Below are 25,016 nucleotides of genomic sequence, written 5' to 3'. Positions count from 1 at the left end.
CGGCCCCGCGTGCCTTTCGGTGACAAAGACCGCGCACGTCAGGTTTTTTGGTGGGTCATGCCCGCCGAATGCTCACTCAGGTGGGTTCTCCTGCCGTGCACACGCAACCAGGTCAGGAGATCGAGTGATTCAGCAGGAATCGCGACTGAAGGTCGCCGACAACACCGGCGCCAAGGAGATCTTGTGCATCCGTGTGCTCGGCGGTTCGTCGCGACGCTACGCCGGCATCGGTGATGTCATCGTCGCCACCGTCAAGGACGCCATTCCGGGCGGCAACGTCAAGCGTGGGGATGTCGTCAAAGCCGTCGTGGTGCGCACGGTCAAGGAGCGTCGGCGTCCCGACGGCAGCTACATCAAGTTCGACGAGAACGCCGCGGTGATCATCAAGCCCGACAACGACCCGCGCGGGACGCGCATCTTCGGGCCGGTGGGCCGCGAACTGCGCGAGAAGCGGTTCATGAAGATCATCTCGCTTGCCCCGGAGGTTTTGTAAATGAAGGTCCGCAAAGGCGACACCGTCCTGGTCATCGCCGGCAAGGACAAGGGTGCCAAAGGCAAGGTGCTGCAGGCTTACCCGGAACGCGACCGAGTGCTCGTCGAGGGCGTCAACCGGATCAAGAAGCACACCGCGATTTCGACCAACCAGCGCGGAGCGCAGTCGGGTGGGATCGTCACCCAGGAAGCCCCCATCCACGTCTCCAACGTGATGGTCGTCGACTCGGACGGTAAGCCCGCCCGCGTCGGTTACCGGCTTGACGAGGAGACCGGCAAGCGGGTTCGTATCTCCAAGCGCAACGGCAAGGACATCTGATGAGTACTGCAGAAAAAGTTCAGCCGCGTCTGAAAGAGCGCTACCGCAGCGAGATTCGTGATTCGTTGCAGCAGCAGTTCGGCTACGCCAACGTCATGCAGATCCCGACGGTGACCAAGGTCGTCGTCAACATGGGTGTCGGCGATGCGGCGCGGGACGCGAAGTTGATCAACGGCGCGGTCAACGACCTGGGTCTGATCACCGGCCAGCGCCCCGAAATCCGTCGCGCACGCAAATCCATCGCGCAGTTCAAACTGCGTGAGGGCATGCCGATCGGCGCGCGGGTCACCCTGCGGGGCGACCGGATGTGGGAGTTCCTGGACCGCCTCACCTCGATTGCGCTGCCCCGTATCCGCGACTTCCGGGGGCTTTCGCCCAAGCAGTTCGACGGTGTCGGCAATTACACCTTCGGACTGGCCGAGCAGTCGGTGTTCCACGAGATCGACGTGGACAAGATCGACCGGGTCCGCGGCATGGACATCAACGTCGTCACCTCGGCGACTACTGACGACGAAGGACGAGCGCTGTTGCGGGCCCTCGGCTTTCCCTTCAAGGACGAACCTCAAAGAGGAGCTTGAGCGATGGCAAAGAAGGCGCTGGTCAACAAGGCCGCACGCAAGCCGAAGTTCGCGGTGCGCGGCTACACGCGGTGCAATAGGTGCGGCCGCCCGCGCGCGGTCTTCCGCAAATTCGGCCTGTGCCGGATCTGCTTGCGCGAGATGGCGCACGCGGGCGAACTGCCCGGCGTGCAGAAGAGCAGCTGGTAACAGCCCAACCCCTAAGACCAACCCACAAAAGGTGCGCGACAGGCCCGGACCGGGAACCATCGCGAGGAAGGTACCAACGCTGTCATGACGATGACGGACCCGATCGCAGACTTCTTGACACGTCTGCGCAACGCCAATTCGGCGTACCACGACGAGGTGACATTGCCGCACTCGAAGCTGAAGGCAAACATCGCCCAGATCCTCAAAAGCGAGGGCTACATCACCGATTACCGGACCGAGGATGCTCGTGTCGGCAAGTCGCTGATCGTCCAGCTCAAGTACGGGCCGAGCCGCGAGCGCAGCATCGCCGGCCTGCGCCGCGTGTCCAAGCCCGGTTTGCGGGTGTATGCGAAATCCACCAATCTGCCGCGCGTGCTCGGTGGCCTGGGTGTGGCGATCATCTCCACCTCCTCGGGCCTGCTGACCGATCGCCAGGCGGCCCGACAGGGCGTGGGCGGCGAAGTCCTCGCGTACGTCTGGTAAGGGCGGGGAGGTAACGAAAGACTATGTCTCGCATTGGTAAGCAGCCGGTTCCGGTCCCGACCGGGGTCGACGTAACGATCGATGGTCAGAAGGTTTCGGTGAAGGGGCCCAAGGGCGTCCTGGACCTGACCGTGGCCGAGCCGATCACCGTGTCGCGCAACGACGACGGCGCCATCGTGGTCGCCCGTCCCAACGACGAGCGGCGCAACCGCTCGCTGCACGGACTGTCGCGCACCCTGGTGTCCAACCTGGTCACCGGCGTGACGCAGGGATACACCACCAAGATGGAGATCTTCGGCGTCGGTTACCGGGTGCAGCTCAAGGGCTCCAACCTCGAGTTCGCGCTGGGGTACAGCCACCCCGTGGTGATCGAGGCCCCGGACGGCATCACGTTCGCCGTCCAGTCGCCGACGAAATTCACCATCACCGGGATCGACAAGCAGAAGGTCGGCCAGATCTCGGCGAACATCCGCCGTCTGCGCCGCCCCGACCCGTACAAGGGCAAGGGCGTGCGCTACGAGGGTGAGCAGATCCGCCGCAAGGTCGGAAAGACAGGTAAGTAATCATGGCGCAAACACAAGCTGGCACTGCCGCGCGAAAGCCGGCGGGGCAGAGCGTATCCGCGACTCGTCGCGTCTCTCGGCTGCGTAGGCACGCACGACTGCGCAAGAAGATCGCCGGTACCCCGCAGCGTCCGCGGCTGGTGATCAACCGGTCCGCGCGACACATTCACGTGCAACTGGTCAACGACGAGAACGGGACCACGGTGGCCGCCGCGTCGTCGATCGAGGAGGACGTGCGCGGCCTGCAGGGAGACAAGAAAGCCCGCAGCGTGCGGGTGGGCCAGCTGATCGCCGAGCGCGCCAAGGCCGCGGGCATCGACAGCGTGGTCTTCGACCGTGGCGGATACACCTACGGCGGGCGGATCGCGGCGCTGGCCGATGCCGCACGCGAGAACGGATTGCAATTCTGATGAACAACATCAGCGTGATGACCGAGAGCCTGAACACGACTGGAAGGACCGCATAATGGCGGAGCAGCCAGCCGGCGGACAAGGCGCCGGCGACAGCCGCGATTCGCGCGGAGACCGCGACAACCGCGGTCGGCGCGGCGACGGCGGTCGTGGCGGCCGCGACCGCGACGGCGACAAGAGCAACTACCTGGAGCGGGTTGTCGCGATCAACCGCGTCTCCAAGGTGGTCAAGGGTGGTCGGCGATTCAGCTTCACCGCGTTGGTGATCGTCGGCGACGGAAACGGCATGGTCGGTGTCGGCTACGGCAAGGCCAAGGAAGTTCCCGCGGCCATCGCCAAAGGCGTCGAAGAGGCCCGCAAGGGCTTCTTCCGGGTGCCGCTGATCCGCGGGACCATCACCCACCCGGTGCAGGGTGAGGCGGCCGCCGGCGTGGTGCTGCTGCGCCCGGCCAGCCCGGGTACCGGTGTGATCGCCGGTGGCGCCGTCCGTGCGGTGCTGGAATGCGCTGGCGTGCACGACATTCTGGCAAAGTCGCTGGGTAGCGACAACGCGATCAACGTGGTGCACGCGACGGTCACCGCGCTCAAGCTGCTGCAGCGCCCCGAGGAGGTGGCCGCTCGCCGCGGCCTGCCCATCGAGGACGTTGCGCCGGCCGGAATGCTCAAGGCGCGCCGGGAAAGTGACGCGATGGCCAGTGCGGCGGCACGAGAGGCCCAGACGCCGGGGGCGCAACCATGAGTAGTCAACTGAAGATCACCCAGGTGCGCAGCACCATCGGCGCCCGCTGGAAGCAGCGGGAGTCCCTGCGCACCCTGGGTCTGCGGCGGATTCGCCACTCGGTGATCCGCGAGGACAACGCGCAGACCCGCGGACTGATCGCGGTGGTCAGCCACCTCGTCGAGGTGGAGCCCGCCGAGGCGAGGACCGCGGGTACCGGAGGTAGCAAGAAATGACGATCAAGCTGCACGATCTCAAGCCGGCGCGCGGATCGAAGACCGCGCGCACCCGGGTCGGTCGCGGTGAGGGTTCCAAGGGCAAGACCGCCGGTCGCGGTACCAAGGGCACCAAGGCACGCAAGAACGTGCCGGCGACCTTCGAGGGTGGCCAGATGCCGATCCACATGCGGCTGCCCAAGCTCAAGGGATTCAAGAACCGGTTCCGCACCGAGTACGAGATCGTCAACGTCGGCGACCTCAATCGGCTTTTCCCGCAGGGTGGTTCGATCGGCGTGGACGAGCTGGTGGCCAAGGGCGCCGTTCGCCGCAACTCGTTGGTCAAGGTCCTCGGCGACGGCAAGCTGACGGTCAAGGTCGAGGTGTCCGCGCACAAGTTCAGCGGCAGCGCCCGCGAGAAGATCACCGCCGCAGGCGGTTCGGCCACCGAGCTGTCCAAAGCTAGCTCAGCTGCGGAATAACCTCCGCGGCAAGGCGTTCCATCTGCTCGCGGTTCTCGTTGGCGTCGACGCCGACGGGATTCAGTAGCACCATCTGCGCCCCGGCGTCGATGACCTCACGCAACCCGCGTACCACGCCGTCGGGTGTGCCGGAGACCGGCACATCCTGCACGCCGGGCATCGGCCCGTAAATGCGGTCCAGCCCGTCGAGCACACGCTCCCGGGCCTTGCCCGCGTCGTCGTCGACCATCAGGTAGACCCGTTTGCCGATGGTGAAGTTCGCGGGGTCCTTGTGTTGCTCGTCGAGTTCGCGGCGCACGACGGTCACGGCGCCGGCGAACGCTTCGGTGGTAGACGAGCCGGCGCCCAGGAATGAGTCGCCGTGCCGCACCGCGCGGGCCAGGGCCTTGGGCGCGAGGCCGCCGAACCAGATCGGCGGGTGCGGCCGCTGCACCGGCTTGGGTTGGATGGGCAGGTCGTCGACGTCGCGGAACCGACCGTGAAACGTCACCCTCGGTTCGTCGGACCAGGCCGCCTTCATCAGCTCCAGGCCCTCGGTGAAATACGAGATGAAGGTGCTCTTGTCCACGCCGAAGGCGGCGAACTGCCGCCTCCCGCCACCGGGAGCGACACCAATGTCGAGGCGGCCGTGGCTGAGTCGGTCGACGGCGGTGGCGGCGGAGGCCAACTGCAGCGGGTCGTGCAGCGACGTCACCAGGACGGCGACGCCCAGGCGCAGCCGCTCGGTGCAGGCGGCGCAATACGCCAGCAGCTCCAGCGGTGCCAGCAGCGGTGCGGGCCCGATGATCTGTTCGAGGAGCCAGCCGCCCTCGAAACCGAGCTCTTCGGCGCGCGCGAGGAAAGCGCGCAGCCCCGCGCCGTCGAAGCTGCCGTAGTCGAACTGCGGGATCGCGATGGAGAACCTCACCCGACCACCGTACGGCCGTGCATCGGTAGTCTGCAGACATGTTCGCTTTCCTGCCTTCGATCCCCGGAGTCGACGAGGTTCGGGCCTTGGCCGGCCGGGTCGATACCGTCCGCCATCACGGCGTGCCCAACGGCTGTGTGCTCGAATTGGACCTGCGCTCGATGCCGCCGGAGATATCAGGCTTTGACCCGCTGGCCATCATCAGCGGGGGAAACCGGCCGGCAGTGCTGCGCGACACGGTGGCCGCCATCTACCGCGCCGCCGAGGACCCGCGGGTCGCCGGATTGATCGCGCGGGTGCAACTCACGGCGTCGCCGGCGGCCGCGGTGCAGGAGTTGCGCGAGGCCATCGTCGCTTTCACCGCCGCCAAGCCCTCACTGGCCTGGGCCGAGACCTACCCGGGCACGTTGTCGTACTACCTGGCTTCGGCGTTCGGTGAGGTCTGGATGCAGCCCGCGGGAAGCGTCGGGCTGATCGGCTTCGCCAGCAATGCGACCTTCCTGCGCGACGCGTTCGACAAGGCCGGCATCGAGGCGCAATTCGTCGCACGCGGCGAATACAAGTCGGCGGCAAACCGTTTCACCGAGCACGGCTTCACCGAGGCCCACCGCGAGGCCGTCACCCGGATGCTTGCAAGCCTGCAAGAGCAGGTGTGGGAAGCGGTGGCGCACTCACGCAAGCTGGATGCCGGTGCCCTCGACGCGCTTGCCGATCGCGCCCCGCTGTTGCGCGAGGAGGCTGTGGCCTCGGGCCTGGTCGACCGGATCGGCTTCCGGGACGAAGCCTATGACCGCATGGCGGAACTGGTTGGTGTGGAAGATGTTTCCGAGGAGAACACACCACCCCGGCTGTACCTGTCGCGCTACGCCGGCGCGGCCCGGTCCCGGCTGACCCCGCCGGTACCCTCGGTTCCCGGACGCCGCGCCAAGCCGACCGTGGCCGTCATCAACATCGACGGCACGATCGTCGACGGGCGAGGGGGACCGCAGTTCCTGCCGTTCGGCGCCTCCACTGTCGGCAGCGACACCATCGCCCCCGCGCTACGGGAAGCCGCCGCCGACGATTCGGTGTCCGCGATCGTGCTGCGGGTGAACAGTCCCGGCGGCTCGGTCACCGCATCGGAAACCCTTTGGCGCGAAGTGAAAAGGGCTCGTAAACGCGGCAAGCCGGTGGTGGCGTCGATGGGTGCGGTCGCCGCGTCCGGCGGCTATTACATCGCGGTGGCCGCCGACGCGATCGTCGCCAGTCCCGCCACCATCACCGGTTCGATCGGCGTGATCACCGGCAAGCTGGTGATTCGCGATCTGCTGGAGCGGATGGGCGTCGGGTTAGATGCCGTGCGCACCAACGCCAATGCCGATGCCTGGTCGATCGAGACGCCGTTCACCCCCGAGCAGCGCGCTCACCGCGAGGCCGAGGCCGACCTGGTGTACAGCGATTTCCTGGAGCGAGTCGCCGACGGCCGCAATCTGACGACCGAGGCCGTCGATCGGGTCGCCCGGGGCCGGGTGTGGACCGGCGCCGATGCGCGCGAGGGGGGATTGGTCGACGAACTGGGCGGCTTTCGAACGGCGCTGCGCCGGGCGAAAATCCTTGCCGGACTGGACGAAGACACCGACGTGCGCATCGTCACCTACCCGGGCGGATCGCTGCTGGACATGCTGCGGCCACGGGCCTCCTCGCAGCCGGCCGCCGCGTCGCTGCCCGACGCACTGGGCGCGCTGCTGGGCCGCACCATCGGCGGCATCCTGGACAACGCCGAACGGTCCTGCAACGGTGCCAGCGCGCTGTGGCTGGGGCCCTGGCGGCTCTAGCTAGCCGGTGAGCCTGGCGCTGATGAAGACGATCTCGCCGAGCGGGTCGTCGTTCTCCGGGGCGGGCGCCTCGATGCCGTTGCGCTCGAAGAGTTCCGTTCGGGTCACGCCCTGGGCCTGCCACCCGATGCTGGACAGATAGTCGACGACGTGGTTGCGTTCGCCGGTGTAGACCAACGACGCCATGTCGATGTCGACGCCGTGCTCCCGGAATGCACCGGACATCTCGCGCACCTTTTCCGCGTCGAAATCCACGATGCCGGGCACGAATTCGGTGGCGATGGTGCTGCCGGGTGCACTGAGCGCGGTGATGTTGTCGAACAGCCGGTCCTGGGCTTCGGGCGGCAGGTAGATCAGCAGACCCTCGGCCAGCCATGCCGTCGGCGCCGTCGTATCGAATCCCGCCGCCTTCAGGGCGGCGGGCCAGTCCGCGCGCAGATCGATGGGAATGGTGCGCCGCGACGCGGTCGGCCCGGCGCCGACATCGGCCAGGGTGCTGCTCTTGAACTCGATCACCCGCGGCTGGTCGATCTCGTAGACGACCGTTCCGGCCGGCCAGGGCAACCGGTAGGCACGCGAGTCCAGCCCGGAGGCCAGGATCACCACCTGGCGCACCCCGCCGCCGGTGGCGTCGACGAAGTAGTCGTCAAAGTATTTGGTGCGCACCGCCATTCCATCGACCATCGACTGGATACGCACCGGCGTGGCATTCTCGATGGCATCCAGGTCGAGATCGCCGTCCATCATCTTGGTGAAGAAGTCCACCCCGACCGCGCGCACCAGCGGCTCGGCGAACGGATCGTTGATCAAACCGCGGGGATCCTTGGTCGCCATGGCACGTCCGGCCGCGACCATGGTCGCCGTCGCGCCGACGCTGGACGCCAGATCCCACTCATCGTCGTGAGTGCGTGACATACCCCGAACCCTAACCCGAGCGTTACTTGAGGGTCGCGGCGACGTAGCTCATGTCACCGAAGGTCGCCGTCATCTCGTCCTCGGGGAATTGGAACCCGTTGCGGGCGTACAACTCCCGGGCGGTAGACGGCGTAACCTGCCAACCCTTGCGGGTCAGGTAGTCGACGACGACGTTGCGCTGGCCCCGGTAGAACAGGTCGGCCGCGTTGAGGTTGAAACCGAAGCGCTGCCAGCGCTCGGAGATGCGCGCCAAGCGCTCGTCGGAGAACGCGTCGGGGTCGGGTATGTGTTCGGTCGCCAGCCGGCTGCCCGGCGCGCTGAGCGCGGTGATGTTGTCGAACAGCCGGTCCTGGGCTTCGGGCGGCAGGTAGGGGAGCAGCCCTTCGGCGCTCCACGCCGTCGGTTGGGTGACGTCGAATCCGCCGTCGCGCAAGGCCGCAGGCCAGTCGTCGCGCAGGTCGATGCTGATGGCGCGGCGCTCGGCGGTGGGGTCGGCGCCGAGGCCGGCCAGCGTGTCGGTCTTGAAGGCGATGACCTCCGGTTGGTCGATCTCGTAGACGACGGTGCCGGCCGGCCACCGCAGGCGGTAGGCCCTGGTGTCCAGGCCGGACGCCAGGATCACCGCCTGGAGCACACCGTCTTCGGTGGCACCGGTGAAGAACTCGTCGAAAAACCTGGTGCGCACCGTGATCTGCTCGGCGCGCGCCTTGCGGTTGAACAGCGGGTCGTCCTCGAAGTCGATCTCGCCGTCGATGATGCGGATGAACGGGTCTAGCCCCACGGCACGCACCAGCGGGTCGGCCAGCGGATCGTCAAGCAGGGCATCGGGTCCCTTGGACGCTACGGCGCGGGACGCGGCGACCATGGTGGCCGTCGCTCCCACGCTGTGTGCCGGACCCCAGGTGTCGCCGTCGGTGCGTCCCGCGTCGATGGTCATGCCTCTTGTCTCCTATTTCTCGCCGAGTGTGCCGCTGGTGTAGAGCATCTCACCCATGCGCATGTCGTCGTCGGTGAGCGGGTCAAGTCCGTTGGCCGCGAACAGTTCTCCGATGCTGGCGCTCTTCAGCCGCCAGCCACGGTCGGACAGGTAGGGCGCCGCTTCGTTGCGATCGCCGAAGTAGACCAGCCCCGCCATGTCCAGCTCGAAACCGTGCGCACGCCAACGCTCGGAGATCGTCTGCATGCGCTCCTTCATCTTCTCCTCGTCGCCGGGCTCGCGGTTGGGCGCGCTCTCGGTGGCGAGCCGGCTGCCCGGCGCGCTGAGCTCGGTGATGGTGTCCAGCAGGCGATCCTGCGCGTCGGGCGGCAGGTAGCCGAGCAGGCCCTCGGCGCTCCACGCGGTCGGCCGGGCCGGGTCGAATCCAGCGTTGCGCAATGCGGTGGGCCAGTCGTCGCGCAGATCGACGGCCACCACCCGCCGCTCGGCGGTCGGAGCGGCACCCAGATCGGCCAGCGCTCGCGTTTTGAATTCGATGACCTGCGGCTGGTCCACCTCGTAGACCACTGTCCCGGCCGGCCACGCCAACCGGTACGGGCGGGCGTCCAGCCCGGATGCCAGGATCACCGCCTGCTTGATGCCGGCGTTCGTCGCGTCCAGGAAGAACTCGTCGAAGAACTTGGTTCGGACCGCCATGTTGTCGGCCATGCGTGACATCGCCCCGGCGGACCCGGCGGCGCCGTCGTGCACGTCGTTCAACTCGGCGGGATCCAGCTCGCCGCCGGCCAGCCGGGAGAGCAGGTCCACGCCGACCAGCTTGACCAGCGGCTCGGCGAACGGGTCGTTGATCAGTGGTTTGTCGGCGCGGGTGGCCATGGCGCGGGCCGCCGCGACCATAGTCGCGGTCACCCCGACGCTGGACGCCAGGTCCCAGGTGTCGCCTTCGTACCTGGTGGAGGTCATATTTTGTGCCCCTTATCGGAGATAGTCCATCTAATATTTAGCCGATATAACAAGCTTCACCCACTGTACGCTTCCCCCGATTCGCGGCAACCTGTCCTGATGGCGTTCGCGGCGTCAGGTGTTCGCTCGCAGATAGCTGTAGACGGACGCGAAGTTGCGGTTGACGTCCTCGGGGATGGGCACCGGACCGCCGAGAGCCCTTGCACCCCAAACGATCTGGGCGGTCCGCTCGACCAGCGCGGTGATATGCAACACCTTGTCGGGCCGCGGTCCCACCGCCACCAGGCCATGGTTGGCGATCAGCGCGGCGCCGCGGCCCTCGAGCGCCTTCACGGCATTGGTGCCGACGTCGGGCGTGCCCGACGCGGCGTAGTCGGTGCACCGGACATCGCCGCCGCAGTAGACGGCGAACTCGTCGATACAGGCCGGGATCGATTCGTGGGCGATGGCGAACATGGTGGCCCACACCGGATGACTGTGAATGACGCTGCCGACGTCGTCGAAGGCCCGATAGCACGCCAGGTGCAGCTGCATCTCCGACGACGGTGAGCGCCCCTCGGCCGCCTGCAGCACCGAGCCGGCCGGGTCGATGAGCACCAGGTCGTCGAGCTGCATGTCGCGGTAGTCCACCGACGACGGGGTGATGACGATGTTGCCGTCGGCGCGGCGGGCCGAGATGTTGCCGGCCGTCCCCTCCACCAGGCCACGGCGCAACATGTCCTTGGCGGCGTCGAGCACCGCGGTTTCCGGGTTGTCGACGAACTTCACGGCCCTAGCACCTCCGGGTTGACGATATGGGCGGGTGCGTTGCCGGCCAGCAGCGCTTCCAAGTCGTCGGCCACCATCTGCGCCTGCCGCGCCTCGGTGTTGAAGGTGGCGCCCCCGATGTGCGGCGTCAGCACGACGTTGGGCATGCCCACCAGTGGGTGGTCGGCCGGCAGCCATTCGCCGGCGAAGTGGTCGAGCCCCGCGGCGCCCACCTTGCCGGCGACCAGCGCTTCGAGCAGTGCATCGGTGTCGTGCAGCTGGGCGCGGGCGGTGTTGAGGAAGACCACGCCGTCGCGCATCGCCGCGAACTCCCGCGCACCGATCATGCCGGCCGTGTCGTCGGTGACCGGGGCGTGCAGCGAGACGACGTCGGCCTCGGCCAGCAGCCCGTCGAGGCTGTGCCGGGCGTCGGCGTTGTAGGGGTCGTGCGCGATGACCCGCAGGCCCAGACCGGACAACCGCCACTGCGTCGCGCGGCCGACGGCGCCCAGTCCCACCAGCCCGGCGGTCAGACCGGCGATCTCGGCGGCGCGGAACCGCTGATAGGGGATGCTTCCGTCGCGAAAGATGTTGCCGCTGCGCACATCCGCGTCCGCAGTCAGCACGTGTCGGGTGGCGGCCAGCAGCAGGGCCACCGTCATCTCGGCGACGGCATCGGCGTTGCGTGCCGGGGTGTTCAGCACCGGGATGCCGGCCGCGGTGGCTCCGGCGATGTCGACGTTGTTGGGGTCACCGCGGGTGGATGCGATCACCCGCAGGCCGAGGTCGAACACCGGACCGCGCACCGAATCGCTTTCCACCACCACGATTTCGGCGCCTTCGCGGGTGACCCGCTCGGCCAGCTGCTCGGCGCTGTAGATGCGCAGCGGGGTCTGCTCGATCCAGGGGTCGTACACGACGTCGGCCAGCTCGCGCAGTTTGGCGAAGCCCGGACCCCGCAGCGGGGCGGTCACCAAGGCGCGTGGTTTAGACGTCACGAGTGCCAATGCTGGCGTACGGTGACGCCCGTGTCACGCAAAGACGTCACGATCGGCATCGACGTCGGCAGCACCGCGGTCAAGGCGATAGCCGCCGACGCCGACGGCAACGTGACGGCGCGCGTGCGCATCCCCCACGAGCTGCGGGTCCCGGCGCCCGACCGGCTGGAGCACGACGCCGAGGCGGCGTGGCGGCGCGGGCCGTCGGCGGCACTGAACGAACTGGTCGACCAACCCGGCATCGCGGCGGTGGCAGTCTCGGCGATGGTGCCGTCGATGACCGCCGTCGACGGCGCCGGCACGCCGATCACGCCGGGTCTGCTCTACGGCGACGGCCGGGGCCGCGCTCCCGGCGGGGAAGCGCCGCCGCTTCCCGCGTTGGGTGAGGCCGCCGAGTTCTTGCGCTGGACGGCCGCCCACGCGCCGGGCGCCGCCGGCTATTGGCCTGCGCCGGCGGTGGCCAACCACGCGCTGTCGGGTCAGGCGGTGATCGACATCGCGACCGCCGCCACGGCGTTTCCCTTGTTCGACGGCACCGGCTGGAATCCCGAAGCATGCGCCGAGCGGGGCGCGGACGTCGGGCAGATGCCGCGGGTGGAAAGTATGGGAGCCGTCGTCGGACAGGTGCACGGCACGGAGGCCGCGTTGGCCACCGGCACCATCGACGCGCTGTGCGAACAGATGGTCGCCGGTGCCGACGGCGACGGCGACGTCCTGGTGATGTGCGGCACCACGCTGATCGTGTGGACGACCATCACCGAGGCCCGGCAGATGCCCGGCCTGTGGACCATCCCGCACACCACGCCCGGCAAGAGCCAGATCGGCGGGGCCAGCAACGCCGGCGGGCTTTTCCTGGGGTGGGTGGATCGCGTTGTGGCAGCGGCAGATCCGTCCGCCGTCCAGCCCGGGCGCATACCGGTGTGGTCGCCCTATCTGCGCGGCGAACGCACGCCGTTCCACGACCCGGATCGCCGGGGCGTGCTCGAGGCCCTGGACCTGACGCACGACGCCGCCGCGCTGCGCCGGGCGGCCTACGAGGCGTCCGGCTTCGTGGTCCGCCAGCTCATCGAACTCAGCGGGACGCCGGTGTCGCGCATCGTGGCCACCGGCGGTGGCACCCGGGTGGAGGCCTGGCTGCAGGCCATCGCCGACGCCACCGGGCGCCCGGTCGAGGTGTCCGGGGTGGCCGAAGGGGCCGCGCTGGGAGCGGCCTTTCTGGCGCGCATGGCGGCGGGCCTGGAGACGACCATCGCCGATGCCGCTCGATGGGTGCGCACCGAGCGCATCGTCGAGCCCGACCCCGCGTGGGCGAGCGCGGTCGAGGATCGCTACCAGCGCTTCCTGGCGCTGGGAAACCACCGATGTAGCGCGGTGGTACTACCGGCGTTCTAGGCTGGTGCAATGACCGACCAGGACCGCAAAGCTGCCCGCCGTGAGATCGCCGACGCCCTGTTGAAAGCTCTTGAACGACGCCACGAGATAGCCGACGTCGTGGTGGAGTCTGAAAACAAGGCGGCCGCGGTAAAGGCGATCGTCCGCTTGCTCGACACCTCGCAGGTCGCCGCCGAAGCGGTGATGGGCATGTCGTTCGATCAGCTCACCGTCGACTCGCGCCGCAAGATCCTGGCCGAACTCGAAGACCTGAACAAACAGCTGAGCTTCACCCTGGGCGAGCGTCCGGCGAGCCTGGGGGAGACGCTGGAACTGCGGCCCTTCTCCGCCGCGATCGACCGCGACATCTTCGCCGTGCGCACCGAGGACATCGGCTTTGCCGGCGACGGTTCCGGGGGGCCGGCCGGCAGCGTGGACGACGAGATCAGCGCAGCGCTGGGCCGGGTGGACGACGAAGAGGCCGCCTGGTTCGTGGCCATCGATTCCGGTGAGAAGGTCGGCATGGTGTTCGGCGAGCTGGTCCGCGGCGAGGTCGACGTCCGGATCTGGATTCATCCCGATCACCGCAAGCGGGGCTACGGCACCGCCGCGCTGCGCAAGTCGCGCTCGGAGATGGCGGGGTGTTTCCCCGCGGTGCCGATGGTGGTGCGCGCACCGGCGGCCGATCCCCGCTGAGCGTTATCGCAGAACGGCGTCCACGTATCTGATGTCTGCGAAAGCGGCCATTGACGGCTGCTCGGGGAAGTCAAAACCGTTGGCCGCGTAGAGCTCCGGGGTGCTGTGCACCGAAGAGTCCCAGCCCTGTGCGGACAGGTAGGTCACCACGTCGTTGCGTTCGCCGGGGTAGACCAGATCGGCCCAGTTGAGGTCCAGCCCCATGCGCCGCCAGCGCTCGCTGATCTCACGGCCACGCTTTTCGATACGGCCGCGGATGTCGGGCACGTAGCCGGTGCCGATCCTGCTGCTGTGGGCGGACAGCGCGGTGATGTTGTCGAACAGGCGGTCCTGTGCCTCCGGCGGCAGATACCCCAGCAGCCCTTCGGCGCTCCACGCCGCGGGTGCGCCCGGGTCAAATCCACTGTCGGCCAACGCGGCCGGCCAATCGTCGCGCAGGTCGACGCCCACCGCTCGCCGGTCGGCGCTCGGTGCGGCGCCCAGCTCCGCCAGGGTGCGCGTCTTGAACTCGATCACCCGCGGCTGGTCGATTTCGTAGACCACGGTTCCCGGTGGCCAGGCCAGCCGGTAGGCCCGGGTGTCCAGCCCCGAGGCCAGGATGACGGCCTGGCGGATACCGGAGTTGGCCGCCTGCAGGAAGAACGAGTCGAAGAACCGGGTGCGGACCGCCATGCCCTCACCGAGTCGCTGCGCAGTGAACGCGGGATCGTCCTCTGGCGTCTCGATCTCTCCGTCCATCATCCGGATGAAGGCCTCGACGCCGACGGCGCGCACCAACGGCTCGGCGAAGGGATCGTCGATCAACGGGTTCGGGCCCTTGGATGCCAGCGCTCGCCGGGCGGCCACCGCGGTGGCGGTGGCTCCCACGCTGGACGCCAGATCCCAACTGTCGCCGTCTGATCGCTTGCTGTCGGTCTTCGGCATACCAGTCTCCTAACTTGATGGTGGCGGCCCGCTGCGCCCGGCTTGGACTATGCGGCGACCCGCTGCGCCCGGCTACGCCGCGCTTGCGATCGCCGCGGCCGCGCTTGCGTCCGCCACTAACGCAGGGTTGCGGTCACGGCAACGATGTTGCGGAACTGCGCCATCGCCTCGTCGTCGCGGAATTCCAGGCCGTAGTCGCCGAACAGTTCGCGGCGCGGCCGGGCGGCCACCTCCCAGCCCCGGCCGTTGAGATAGTCGACGACGTTGCTGCGCTCGCCGTCGAAGAACAGTCCGGACAGGTCGATGTCGCAGCCGACCTTGGCCCACCTGTCGTTGAACTCCCGGGCCCGTTGCGACATCGTCGTGCCGGCGGTGTCGGGGTGATATTCGGTGGCCAACAAGCTGCCCGGAGCGCTGAGCTCGGTGATGTTGTCGAATAGTCGGTCCTGCGCGGCGGGCGGCAGATACATCAGCAGGCCCTCGGCGCTCCACGACGTCCGTTGCGTCGCGTCAAAGCCGCTGTCGCGCAACGCGGCCGGCCAGTCCTCGCGCAGATCGATGCTGACCGTGCGCCGCTCCGCCGCCGGGGCGGCACCCAGTTTGGACATGGTGGTGCTCTTGAACTCGACGACGGCGGGTTGATCGACCTCGTAGACCACACTCCCGGGCGGCCAGCTCAGCCGGTAGGCGCGGGCGTCGAGGCCGGCCGCCAGGATCACCGCCTGGCGAACCCCGTCACGGGCGGCGTTGAGGAAAAAGTCGTCGAAGAAGCGGGTGCGCACGGCGATGGAGTCGGTCTCGAGCCCCAGGTCCTTGTCGCTGCCCTCGTAGGCCTCGGGGTCGGTGACTTCACCGTCGACCAGCCGCCGGAAGAAATCCAGCCCGACCGCGCGCACCAGGGGCGCGGCGAAGGGGTCATTGATGATCGGATTGGTGCCCTCGCTGGCCAGCGCGCGGGCCGCGGCGACCATCGTGGCTGTGGCGCCGACGCTCGAGGCTAGGTCCCAGCTGTCTTGGTCAGTGCGTGTCATGCTGCTCCCAAGTTATTTAGCAAATGCAACGAGTCAGGGGAACTCTACGCCTCACGGCTTATGGCTTCCTGTGTTTTTCTTCCGGGTTGCGGAGGTGGCGCAAACACCCGGTTAACGGCCCCGCGAGGGGCCTTCAAGACTGCCTTCAAAGAGACCGCGCAAAGGCCCTGACCCGACCTGCCCGTACCAGCTGTTAGTCTCGTACACGGTTTGACGCGCGACGCCGTACGTCCTGGCCTGCGGGTGTTGGGCGCGTGATGCAGGAACCCCCGGCTGCGCAGGAGGAAGAGTTGCTTTCCGCTTTCATCTCATCGCTGCGGACAGTCGACCTGAGACGGAAGATCCTCTTCACGCTGGGAATCGTCGTCTTGTATCGGGTCGGCGCCGCGCTACCGTCCCCTGGCGTCAACTATCCGAACGTCCAGCAGTGCATCAAAGAGGCCAGCGGCGGCGCGGCCGGACAGATCTATTCGCTGATCAACCTGTTTTCCGGTGGTGCGCTGCTAAAACTCACCGTGTTCGCGGTGGGGGTGATGCCGTACATCACCGCCAGCATCATCGTGCAGCTGCTCACGGTGGTCATCCCGCGGTTCGAGGAGCTGCGCAAGGAAGGCCAATCCGGCCAGGCCAAGATGACGCAGTACACCCGTTATCTGGCGATCGCGCTGGCCATCCTGCAGGCCACCAGCATCGTGGCCCTGGCCGCCAACGGCGGGCTGTTGCAGGGCTGCTCGCTGGACATCATCGCCGACCAGAGCATCTTCACGCTGGTCGTCATCGTGCTGGTGATGACCAGCGGCGCGGCGCTGGTGATGTGGATGGGCGAGCTGATCACCGAGCGCGGCATCGGCAACGGCATGTCGTTGCTGATCTTCGTGGGCATCGCCGCGCGCATCCCCGCCGAGGGCAAGACGATCCTGGACAGCCGCGGGGGGATGATCCTCGCCGCCGTCCTGGTCGCCGCGCTGGCCATCATCGTCGGCGTGGTGTTCGTCGAGCAGGGCCAGCGCCGGATCCCGGTCCAGTACGCCAAGCGCATGGTCGGCCGGCGCATGTACGGCGGAACCTCGACGTATCTGCCGCTCAAGGTCAACCAGGCCGGTGTTATCCCGGTGATCTTCGCGTCCTCGCTGATCTACATCCCGCACCTGATCACCCAGCTGATCCGCAGCGGCAGCGGCGGCGTGGGCAACAGCTGGTGGGACAAGTTCGTCGGCAGCTACCTGTCCGACCCGAGCGACCCGGTGTACATCGCCATCTACTTCGGACTCATCATCTTCTTCACGTACTTCTACGTGTCGATCACGTTCAATCCCGACGAGCGCGCCGACGAGATGAAGAAGTTCGGCGGGTTCATCCCCGGCATCCGGCCGGGCAAGCCGACCGCCGATTACCTGCGTTTCGTGCTGAGCCGGATCACCCTGCCGGGTTCGATCTACCTCGGCGCAATTTCGGTGCTGCCCAACTTGTTCTTGCAGATTGGCAATGGCGGAGCGGTTCAGAATCTGCCGTTCGGCGGTACTGCGGTGTTGATCATGATTGGCGTCGGCTTGGATACGGTCAAGCAGATCGAGAGTCAGCTGATGCAGCGCAACTATGAAGGGTTCCTCAAGTGAGAGTCGTTTTGCTGGGACCGCCGGGAGCGGGCAAGGGAACGCAGGCCCAGAAGCTCTCCGAAAAACTCGGGATCCCGCACATCTCCACCGGAGAGCTGTTCCGCAGCAACATCGAGAATGGAACCAAACTCGGGCTGGAGGCCAAGCGCTACCTGGACGCCGGCGACCTGGTGCCCTCGGAGCTGACCAACCAGCTCGTCGACGATCGCCTGAGCGATCCCGACGCGGCCAACGGATTCATCCTGGATGGCTTCCCGCGGTCGACGGAGCAGGCCAAAGCGCTGCACGACATGCTGGGACGCCGCGGCACCGACATCGACGCGGTGCTGGAATTCCGGGTCTCGGAGGACGAGTTGCTGCAGCGGCTGAAGGGCCGCGGCCGTGCCGATGACACCGAGGACGTCATCCTGAACCGGATGAAGGTGTACCGCGACGAGACCGCGCCGCTGCTGGAGTACTACAGCGACGAACTCAAGACGGTCGATGCCGTCGGCACCATGGACGAAGTGTTTGCCCGCGCGCTGCGGGAGCTGGGCAAGTAGGGATGAACCCGCTGGCGCGGCTGCGGAGTCGCAAGGTGGTGCCACAGCGCACCGCCGGTGAACTCGACGCCATGGCCGCGGCGGGCGCGGTGGTGGCGGCCGCGTTGCAGGCGGTGCGCGCGGCCGCGGTTTCCGGAGTGTCGACGCTGAGCCTGGACGAAATCGCCGAATCGGTGATCCGGGACGGCGGCGCCGTGCCGTCGTTCCTGGGCTACCACGGTTACCCCGCCTCGATCTGCGCCTCGGTCAACGACAGGGTGGTCCACGGGATACCCTCGGCCGCGGAAATTCTGGCGTCCGGTGACCTGGTGTCGATCGACTGCGGGGCGGTGCTGGACGGCTGGCACGGGGACGCCGCGATCACCTTCGGGGTGGGGACGCTGGACCCGGCCGACGAAGCCCTGTCGCAGGCCACCAGGGAGTCGCTGGAGGCCGGGATCGCGGCGATGGTCCCCGGTAACCGGCTGACCGACGTGTCGCACGCCATCGAGATGGGCACGCGCGACGCCGCGACCCGCCATTCGCGTGCCTTCGGGATCGTCGAGGGCTACGGCGGCCACGGCATCGGCCGGCAGATGCACATGGACCCCTTCCTGCCCAACGAGGGCTCTCCCGGACGCGGGCCCCTGCTGGCCGCCGGGTCGGTGCTGGCCATCGAACCCATGCTGACGCTGGGAACCGGCAAGACCGTGGTGCTCGACGACCAGTGGACGGTCACCACGACCGACGGGTCGCGCGCGGCACACTGGGAGCACACCGTCGCGGTCACCGACGCCGGGCCCCGCATCCTGACCTTGGCTTAGGACTGGCACCCGCCGCGATGGCAAGCGCGGCGGAGCCGGGCGCGGCGGGTCGGGGCCATTGAACCGAGTGCCTGTTCCGCTCGTTTATCTGGCAGGAGGTGATCGAGTGGCTCGTGTGGCTGGCACGTGGAGGGCTTCCGGGGCTGCCGAAGCTGCTCTAATGAAGGCGCTCTACGACGAGCACGCCGCGGTGCTGTGGCGCTACGCGCTGCGGCTGACGGGGGATGCGAGCCAGTCCGAGGACGTGGTCCAGGAGACGTTGTTGCGGGCATGGCAACACCCCGAAGTCGTCGGCGACACGGAGCGCTCGGCGCGGGCGTGGTTGTTCACCGTCGCCCGCAACATGATCATCGACGACCGGCGCAGCGCGCGGTATCGCAACGTCGTCGGATCCACAGACGTATCGGGGGCGCCCGAACAGTCCACGCCGGATGAGGTCAATGCGGCGCTGGACCGGTTGCTGATAGCGGACGCGATGGCCGAGTTGTCCGCCGAGCACCGAGCAGTGATCGAACGGTCCTACTACCGCGGATGGACCACTACACAGATTGCTGCAGACCTCGACATCGCTGAGGGAACAGTGAAGTCGCGACTACACTATGCAGTGCGGGCGTTGCGACTCACTCTGCAGGAACTGGGAGTTACCCGATGAGGGGCTCCGAATGCTTGAGGGGTGACGAAAATGAATGAAATGAGGACGCCGGTGCAGGATATCGGCCCTCCCGAAGACCGCTACGCGATGTGGGATGCCGCATACGTGTTGGGATCTTTGTCGGCCGCGCAACGGCGCGAATTCGAGACGCACATGGCGCACTGCCCGGCTTGCCGGGGGGCCGTCGCCGATCTCAGTGGTGTGCCGGCCCTGCTGTCACAGCTTGACCGTGAAGAAGTGGCCGCGATCAACCAATCCGGTCCGGCCCCGGAGATGTCTCCGGAATTGCTGCCGTCGCTGCTGGCGACGGTTCGGTGGCGCCGTCGCCGTACCCGGGTGGTGACCTGGGTGGCGTCGGCGGCCGCGGCCGTAGTGCTGGCTATCGGGGTGTTCGTCGGTCTCGAGGGGTGGTCGTCGACTCCGTCCCAGCAGGTGACCGCATCGTCGGCGCCGATGGCGCAGGTGGGCACCAGCCTGCTGACGTCGACGGTCGCGGTCAGCGGCCAGCACTGGGGCACATCCATCGACCTGCGCTGCGTGTGCCTGGCTCCGCTGAATGCGCACCATGACACGCTCGCGATGGTCGTGGTGGGTCGTGACGGCAGCAAGACCCGGTTGGCGACGTGGGTGGCCGTGCCCGGTCACACCGCGACGCCCGCGGGCGCCATCTCGACTCCGGTCGACCAGATCGCCGCCGTGCAGGTGGTGGCCGCCGATAGCGGCCAGGTGCTGCTGCAGCGATCGCTGTAAACCGGACACGGTGAACTGAAGGTACTCGCCTGTCGTGTTATAGCCATGCCAGGCACGCATCAGGCGGTAGACCACACTCCCGACGTCGTCGTGATCGGGGCGGGGCCTGCGGGCCTGGCTGTCGCGCGGGAGCTCGACTATCGGCATGGCGTCAAAGCGCTTGTTGTGGACCGCGCGGCGGCCCCGGCGATTTCCTGGCGCACGCGCTATGACAACTTCCGCCTCAACACGACGGGGTCCCTGTCACACCTTCCCGGACAACGGATTCCGTTGCACGCCGGTCGTTGGCCGACCAAGGAGGACATGGTCCGCTACTTCGATCGCTACGTCGTGCGGCAGAACATCACGCTGCTGCTCGGATGCGATGTGCGCGGCGTCATCCGTGCCGGGGGAGTGTGGCAACTTGACACCTCATCGGGTGAAATACGAACCCCGGCAATAGTTCTCGCCACCGGCAACTACAGCGTGCCCACCATCCCGCCCTGGCCCGGACTTCATCGCTTCAACGGCGCGATCGTTCACTCGGGCGACTTCACCAACGCCTGGCCCTACCGTGGCTGCGATGTACTCGTTGTCGGGGCGGGCAACTCGGCTGCCGACATCGCCGTCCAGCTCGCCAACGACGGCGCGTCCCGGATCTGGCTGGCGGTGCGCACACCGCCGCATCTGGTGCGGCGGGCCATCGGACCGTTTCCCTCCGACATCTTCCTCGAGCTGTTCTCCAGGGTCCCCGCGCGGCTGGTCGATCCGGTGATCGCACGCGTGAACCGCCTGATGTTCGGTGACCTGTCGGGCTACGGCTTCCACCGACCGCCGCTGGGGCTCAAGGCGATGGTGGAAACGCGAGGTCGCATACCGACGCTGGCCGACGCGCTCGTCGACGCCGTGCGGGCCGGGCGCGTCGAGGTCGTCAGCGCCGTCGAGGCGCTCGAATCCGACCGCGTGGTTCTCGCCGACGGCACGTCGGTGGCGCCTCAGGTGATCGTCGCCGCTACCGGGTTCCGGACGAATCTCGACGGTTTGGTCGGACACCTCGGCGTCCTCGACGGGCGTGGCAACCCGCGCGGCGGCTTTGCCTCCCACGTCGGCGACGGGATGTTCGCGATAGGATACGGCATTCCGCCCAATGGCCCGCTGCGGGCGATCCGGCGGGCCGCCACGCCGCTGGCCGCAGAAGTCGCGGCCCACCTGAAACGGCCACAGGGCAGTCATGTCGGCCAGTTGACGGCGGTATCTCATTAGCACCAAGCCAGGCGGTGCGCCAAACCCGAGGGAATGCAATGGAATTACTTTCCCCTGAAAAGACGTTCGTGCGCGGCGCGCCGGGATACGAAGCGGCCCGACGCGACACGGTATGGAATGGCCTTGTGCCAGAACGTTTCCCCGACGTGATCGTACAAGCGCACGACACCGGCGACGTGGTCGCGGCGATGCGTTACGCGCGGGCCGGCGGACATCGCGTCGGCGTACGTTCGGGCGGACACAGCTGGGCGGCCAGTCACCTGCGCGACGGTGGCCTGCTGCTCGACGTCAGCCGGCTCGATCATTGCACCGTTGAACCGGATCGGATGACCGCGGACGTCGGCCCGGGCAAGGTCGCCAGCGTGTTCGCGGCCGATCTGGACGCGCAGGGCCTGTTCTTTCCCGCGGGGCATTGCGAGGGAATTTGTCTCGGCGGCTATCTCCTGCAGGGCGGCTATGGGTGGAACAGTTCGGTGCTCGGGCCGGCATGCGAGAGCGTGCTCGGACTCGAGGTCATCACCGCCGACGGTGAACAGATCTACTGCGATGCCGAGAACCACTGCGACCTGTATTGGGCGGCCCGCGGGTCGGGGCCGGGCTTCTTCGGTGTGGTGACCTCGTTCAAACTGCGGATCTATCCCCGGCCGCCGGTATGGGGCACCTGCCTGTACATGTACCCGATAGAAGTCGCCGACGAGGTGTTCACGTGGGGACGCGCGATCAGTTCCGAGATCGACGAGCGCGTCGAACTGCAGATGCATACCGCGCGCAGCTTTCCCGGTGCCGGGCTCAATCAGCCCGGCATCACGATTGCCTCGCCGGTCTTCGCCGACTCAGAAGACGAGGCAATCAAAGCCCTTGCGCCACTGAGCAGCTGCCCGGTTCTCGACAAGGCGATCGTCAACCTCGCTTATGCGCCGACGACCCTTACCAATTGGTACACCGCGGTGATGACCAGTTATCCGAAGGGCCACCGCTATATCGCCGACAGCATGTTCACGTCGGCTTGCGCCGAAGAACTGCTGCCCGGCATCCGCAAGATCATCGAAACCATGCCACCGCACCCCTCGCACTTCATCTTCACGGGGTGGAAGACGTCCGCGGACCGCGCCGAGATGGTGTACGGCTTGGAAGACGAGATCTATATGGCGCTCTACACCATCTGGCAAGATCCGGCCGACGACGAACGGTACCGCGACTGGGCCGCGTGCAACATGGCGGCGATGTCGCACTTGGCGACCGGAATCTCGCTCGCCGATGAGAACCTGTGCCGGCGTCCGGCGCGATTCATCACCGAATCGAACATGGCACGCCTGGACAAGGTGCGGTCGGCCTACGACCCGGATGGTCGATTCCACAGCTGGATGGGCGGCGTCTGAAGGACCCCCGGACGCCAGCGATGGTGCGGCCATGCCGCACTATTAGGCGTGTGTCGAATGAAAGGCTCAGGGGGCAAGAGTTTTTCGCCGACACGACCCGTGCCGGGGCTCGGTGAATTCGGTTCCCTATTGAACTGAAGTCATCTCGGGGACGTAGTACTGGCATCGTCACAAGTTAGGCGGGCGGATGTCCAGGCAACACCGAGTGGTCGACCATATCGTCGAGCACCTCGCGAGAACAGACAGCGATTACATATTCGGTGTCGACGGCGCCAACGTCGAAGACCTTTACGATGCGGCGCACTTCTGTTCGGGCATCACCGCGGTGTTGGCCAAGCACGAGTTTTCCGCGGCCACGATGGCCGACGGGTACAGTCGCAGTGGCGCCGGGTTGGGGGTGGTAGCCGCGACCGCCGGCGGGGGTGCGCTGAATCTCGTTCCCGGACTTGGAGAATCATTGGCCAGCCGGGTGCCGGTGTTGGCGTTGGTCGGTCAGCCCGCGACCACAATGGACGGACGAGGGAGCTTTCAGGACACCAGTGGCCGCAATGGTTCGCTGAATGCCGAGGCGCTGTTCTCCGCGGTGTCGGTCTTCTGCCGGCGCGTGTTGAAGCCCTCTGACATCCTGACGGCGCTGCCTGATGCCATCGCGGCGGCCCTCGCCGGAGGTCCCGCGGTTTTGTTGTTGCCCAAGGATGTTCAGCAAATGGCTGTCACGGTCAACGGATACGACGGACATGCGCAAAACGCCATCACGTCATCGGCGCCCGGGATCGGCGCCGTACATCCGATAGTGCGCGCGCTGCGCGCTGCCAAAGGACCGGTCACGATCATCGCCGGTGAGCAGGTGGCCCGAGACGATGCCCGAGCCGAGCTGGAGAATCTCCGCGCCATGCTGCGCGCACAAGTGGCATGTGTGCCCGACGCCAAAGATGTAGCCGGCACACCTGGTTCGGGTGCGTCGTCGGCGCTGGGTGTGACGGGTGTGATGGGCCACCCCGGTGTGGCTGAGGCGGTCGGGGCCAGCACGTTGTGCTTGGTGATCGGTACGCGCCTGTCGGTGACCGCCCGCACCGGCCTCGACAACGCGTTCACCGCGGTGCGCACGATCTCGATCGGTTCCGCGCCCCCGTATTTCGCATGCACCCACGTGCACACCGACGACCTGCGGGCGTCGTTGCGAATGCTGACCACGGAGCTGTCCGGGCGGGGGCGGCCAAAGGGCCTGCGGGTGCCCGACTTTGCGGCACGCACCGAACTCAGTCCACCGGACTTCGACGGTCCGGGCGTGCGCTACCGCAATGCGATGGCGGTGCTGGATCGGGTGCTGCCCGCCGGTGTCGACATCGTCGTCGACGCCGGCAACACCGGTGCAGCCGCCATCCACCACCTGCCTGTCCGGCGTGGCGGGCGGTTCGCTGTCGCGCTCGGCATGGGTGGCATGGGTTACAGCTTCGGTGCCGGGATCGGGATGGCCTTCGGCCGTGCTCTCGGTAAGGGGCCCAGCAGCCGCACCGTGGTCATCGCCGGAGACGGCGCCTTCTTCATGCACGGCATGGAGGTGCACACCGCGGTGCAGTATCGGCTGCCGGTGACGTTCGTCTTGTTCAACAACAACGCCCATGCCATGTGCGTGACCCGCGAGCAGCTGTTCTACGACGACCTGTACAGCTACAACCGGTTCGGCCCCAGCAAGTTGGGGGCCGGGCTGGCGGCGATGTTTCCCGGGCTGTCGTCGCTCGACATCACCGACATCGACGCGTTGCCCGGCGCACTGGAATGGGCGATGGCGACAGACGGTCCGTCGGTGGTCAGCATCGAGTGCTCCGCCGACGAAATCCCGCCGTTCGCAGCATTTCTCAACCGACAGCCCACCAATCACGTTGCTCAGCACAGCACAACAACCCACGAGGGGAAGAAAACTGATGTCACTGCCAGCGCTTGACGATATTCACGTTCACACCGGCACCACCGAGCCGATCGAGGGAGTGGTCCGTATCGAGACCTCGCCCTTAGAGCAGACCGCCCCGATGTTCATGGCGAAGATGCGGTCGGTGTATCCGCACGACGAGGTCTTCGGCCAGTACTGCACGGTCAACGATTACGTCGACTGCCCGCCCGACGAGCTGTTCGAATACCTCTCCGATACCCGCAGCCTCGAGGAGTGGACCTATACCCTGCGTGACTTCGCACCCACCGACGAGCCCGGGCTCTGGCTGGCCTACGACCGGTTGCTTCCCTGTCTCTTATACACATCTGACGCTGCCGAGGATCGCATCA

Annotated in this window: 29 protein-coding genes and 1 pseudogene; 22 read left to right on the top strand and 8 right to left on the bottom strand. The window is 67.2% G+C overall.

The window, feature by feature from the left end:
* Positions 1-124 precede the first annotated feature (124 nt).
* The 10 genes from rplN (at position 125) to rplO (ending at position 4,449) form a co-directional block, all read left to right on the top strand.
* Positions 125-493: a 50S ribosomal protein L14 gene (gene rplN, locus A5782_RS17200; RefSeq protein WP_003403649.1), complete on the top strand. Its 369-nt coding sequence runs from the start codon at positions 125-127 to the stop codon at positions 491-493.
* The gene (rplX, locus tag A5782_RS17195; RefSeq protein ID WP_067102759.1) at positions 494-811 is read left to right on the top strand and encodes a 50S ribosomal protein L24; all 318 of its coding nucleotides are present in this window, start codon (positions 494-496) and stop codon (positions 809-811) included.
* On the top strand, positions 811-1,389 hold the full coding sequence (rplE, locus tag A5782_RS17190; protein ID WP_067102757.1) for a 50S ribosomal protein L5: 579 nt from the start codon (positions 811-813) through the stop codon (positions 1,387-1,389). The genes rplX and rplE overlap by 1 nt, the downstream gene beginning before the upstream one ends.
* Before the next feature lie 3 nt (positions 1,390-1,392).
* Complete coding sequence (locus A5782_RS17185; protein ID WP_007167851.1) at positions 1,393-1,578, top strand: type Z 30S ribosomal protein S14; 186 nt, start codon at positions 1,393-1,395, stop codon at positions 1,576-1,578.
* 84 nt (positions 1,579-1,662) lie between these two features.
* Positions 1,663-2,061 carry a 30S ribosomal protein S8 gene (gene rpsH, locus A5782_RS17180; RefSeq protein WP_007773558.1) on the top strand — a complete coding sequence of 133 codons (399 nt, stop codon included), beginning with the start codon at positions 1,663-1,665 and terminating at the stop codon, positions 2,059-2,061.
* Positions 2,062-2,084: 23 nt separating this feature from the next.
* Complete coding sequence (gene rplF / locus A5782_RS17175; RefSeq protein ID WP_067102755.1) at positions 2,085-2,624, top strand: 50S ribosomal protein L6; 540 nt, start codon at positions 2,085-2,087, stop codon at positions 2,622-2,624.
* Between the two features lie 2 nt (positions 2,625-2,626).
* Positions 2,627-3,034 (top strand): 50S ribosomal protein L18, encoded by a 408-nt coding sequence (rplR, locus tag A5782_RS17170; RefSeq protein WP_067102753.1) that lies wholly within the window; start codon positions 2,627-2,629, stop codon positions 3,032-3,034.
* Positions 3,035-3,089: 55 nt separating this feature from the next.
* Complete coding sequence (gene rpsE, locus A5782_RS17165; protein WP_067102751.1) at positions 3,090-3,773, top strand: 30S ribosomal protein S5; 684 nt, start codon at positions 3,090-3,092, stop codon at positions 3,771-3,773.
* Complete coding sequence (gene rpmD / locus A5782_RS17160) at positions 3,770-3,988, top strand: 50S ribosomal protein L30 (protein ID WP_067102749.1); 219 nt, start codon at positions 3,770-3,772, stop codon at positions 3,986-3,988. The genes rpsE and rpmD overlap by 4 nt, the downstream gene beginning before the upstream one ends.
* On the top strand, positions 3,985-4,449 hold the full coding sequence (gene rplO / locus A5782_RS17155; protein WP_067102746.1) for a 50S ribosomal protein L15: 465 nt from the start codon (positions 3,985-3,987) through the stop codon (positions 4,447-4,449). Before rpmD ends, rplO begins: the two co-directional genes overlap by 4 nt.
* Here the strand turns inward: rplO and A5782_RS17150 are convergent.
* Positions 4,430-5,356 carry an LLM class flavin-dependent oxidoreductase gene (locus A5782_RS17150; protein ID WP_067102744.1) on the bottom strand — a complete coding sequence of 309 codons (927 nt, stop codon included), beginning with the start codon at positions 5,354-5,356 and terminating at the stop codon, positions 4,430-4,432. The genes rplO and A5782_RS17150 overlap by 20 nt on opposite strands.
* 38 nt (positions 5,357-5,394) lie before the next feature.
* On the opposite strand from A5782_RS17150, the gene sppA reads away from it, so the two are divergent.
* Complete coding sequence (gene sppA, locus A5782_RS17145) at positions 5,395-7,170, top strand: signal peptide peptidase SppA (RefSeq protein WP_067102742.1); 1,776 nt, start codon at positions 5,395-5,397, stop codon at positions 7,168-7,170.
* On the opposite strand, the gene A5782_RS17140 is transcribed toward sppA, so the two are convergent.
* From A5782_RS17140 to A5782_RS17120, 5 genes are all read right to left on the bottom strand, one after another.
* Positions 7,171-8,085, bottom strand: a complete 915-nt coding sequence (locus A5782_RS17140; protein WP_067102740.1) for a class I SAM-dependent methyltransferase — start codon at positions 8,083-8,085, stop codon at positions 7,171-7,173.
* Between the two features lie 22 nt (positions 8,086-8,107).
* Complete coding sequence (locus A5782_RS17135) at positions 8,108-9,022, bottom strand: class I SAM-dependent methyltransferase (protein WP_067102738.1); 915 nt, start codon at positions 9,020-9,022, stop codon at positions 8,108-8,110.
* A gap of 12 nt (positions 9,023-9,034) precedes the next feature.
* Entirely contained in the window at positions 9,035-9,985 is a 951-nt protein-coding gene (locus A5782_RS17130; RefSeq protein WP_067102736.1) for a class I SAM-dependent methyltransferase, read from the bottom strand.
* 114 nt (positions 9,986-10,099) lie between these two features.
* Complete coding sequence (locus A5782_RS17125) at positions 10,100-10,753, bottom strand: L-fuculose-phosphate aldolase (RefSeq protein WP_067102733.1); 654 nt, start codon at positions 10,751-10,753, stop codon at positions 10,100-10,102.
* A complete protein-coding gene (locus A5782_RS17120; protein ID WP_067102731.1) occupies positions 10,750-11,730 on the bottom strand; it encodes an NAD(P)-dependent oxidoreductase in 981 nt (326 codons plus the stop codon). The genes A5782_RS17125 and A5782_RS17120 overlap by 4 nt, the downstream gene beginning before the upstream one ends.
* A gap of 30 nt (positions 11,731-11,760) precedes the next feature.
* Here A5782_RS17120 and A5782_RS17115 point away from each other — a divergent pair, with 30 nt between their 5' ends.
* Together A5782_RS17115 and A5782_RS17110 are read left to right on the top strand one after the other, a co-directional pair.
* On the top strand, positions 11,761-13,122 hold the full coding sequence (locus tag A5782_RS17115) for an FGGY-family carbohydrate kinase (protein ID WP_067102729.1): 1,362 nt from the start codon (positions 11,761-11,763) through the stop codon (positions 13,120-13,122).
* Positions 13,123-13,131: 9 nt separating this feature from the next.
* A complete protein-coding gene (locus A5782_RS17110; RefSeq protein ID WP_067102727.1) occupies positions 13,132-13,797 on the top strand; it encodes a GNAT family N-acetyltransferase in 666 nt (221 codons plus the stop codon).
* Between the two features lie 3 nt (positions 13,798-13,800).
* On the opposite strand, the gene A5782_RS17105 is transcribed toward A5782_RS17110, so the two are convergent.
* Together A5782_RS17105 and A5782_RS17100 are read right to left on the bottom strand one after the other, a co-directional pair.
* The gene (locus tag A5782_RS17105; protein WP_067102725.1) at positions 13,801-14,721 is read right to left on the bottom strand and encodes a class I SAM-dependent methyltransferase; all 921 of its coding nucleotides are present in this window, start codon (positions 14,719-14,721) and stop codon (positions 13,801-13,803) included.
* Positions 14,722-14,837: 116 nt separating this feature from the next.
* Positions 14,838-15,752 carry a class I SAM-dependent methyltransferase gene (locus tag A5782_RS17100; RefSeq protein ID WP_067102723.1) on the bottom strand — a complete coding sequence of 305 codons (915 nt, stop codon included), beginning with the start codon at positions 15,750-15,752 and terminating at the stop codon, positions 14,838-14,840.
* Positions 15,753-16,042: 290 nt separating this feature from the next.
* Here A5782_RS17100 and secY point away from each other — a divergent pair, with 290 nt between their 5' ends.
* The 9 genes and pseudogenes from secY to A5782_RS17055 form a co-directional block, all read left to right on the top strand.
* Positions 16,043-17,368: a preprotein translocase subunit SecY gene (gene secY / locus A5782_RS17095; RefSeq protein ID WP_067103131.1), complete on the top strand. Its 1,326-nt coding sequence runs from the start codon at positions 16,043-16,045 to the stop codon at positions 17,366-17,368.
* Entirely contained in the window at positions 17,365-17,910 is a 546-nt protein-coding gene (locus A5782_RS17090) for an adenylate kinase (protein WP_067102721.1), read from the top strand. The genes secY and A5782_RS17090 overlap by 4 nt, the downstream gene beginning before the upstream one ends.
* Positions 17,911-17,912: 2 nt before the next feature.
* Positions 17,913-18,713, top strand: coding sequence for a type I methionyl aminopeptidase (map, locus tag A5782_RS17085; RefSeq protein ID WP_067102720.1), 801 nt, complete (start codon positions 17,913-17,915; stop codon positions 18,711-18,713).
* 106 nt (positions 18,714-18,819) lie between these two features.
* Positions 18,820-19,365: a sigma-70 family RNA polymerase sigma factor gene (locus A5782_RS17080; protein WP_082942986.1), complete on the top strand. Its 546-nt coding sequence runs from the start codon at positions 18,820-18,822 to the stop codon at positions 19,363-19,365.
* Between the two features lie 30 nt (positions 19,366-19,395).
* Positions 19,396-20,115 carry an anti-sigma factor gene (locus tag A5782_RS17075; protein ID WP_067102716.1) on the top strand — a complete coding sequence of 240 codons (720 nt, stop codon included), beginning with the start codon at positions 19,396-19,398 and terminating at the stop codon, positions 20,113-20,115.
* A gap of 45 nt (positions 20,116-20,160) precedes the next feature.
* On the top strand, positions 20,161-21,357 hold the full coding sequence (locus A5782_RS17070; RefSeq protein ID WP_067102714.1) for an NAD(P)/FAD-dependent oxidoreductase: 1,197 nt from the start codon (positions 20,161-20,163) through the stop codon (positions 21,355-21,357).
* Positions 21,358-21,395: 38 nt separating this feature from the next.
* Complete coding sequence (locus A5782_RS17065; RefSeq protein ID WP_067102712.1) at positions 21,396-22,736, top strand: FAD-binding oxidoreductase; 1,341 nt, start codon at positions 21,396-21,398, stop codon at positions 22,734-22,736.
* Positions 22,737-22,923: 187 nt separating this feature from the next.
* Entirely contained in the window at positions 22,924-24,681 is a 1,758-nt protein-coding gene (locus A5782_RS17060) for a thiamine pyrophosphate-binding protein (RefSeq protein ID WP_067102710.1), read from the top strand.
* Positions 24,662-25,016: pseudogene (locus tag A5782_RS17055) on the top strand (hypothetical protein); the annotation flags it as partial. The gene A5782_RS17060 and the pseudogene A5782_RS17055, both read left to right, overlap by 20 nt.

The sequence above is a fragment of the Mycobacterium sp. 852002-40037_SCH5390672 genome (assembly GCF_001665875.1).
In the GTDB taxonomy this organism is placed as follows: Bacteria; Actinomycetota; Actinomycetes; order Mycobacteriales; family Mycobacteriaceae; genus Mycobacterium.
This window is presented reverse-complemented; position numbering and strand designations above follow the sequence as displayed.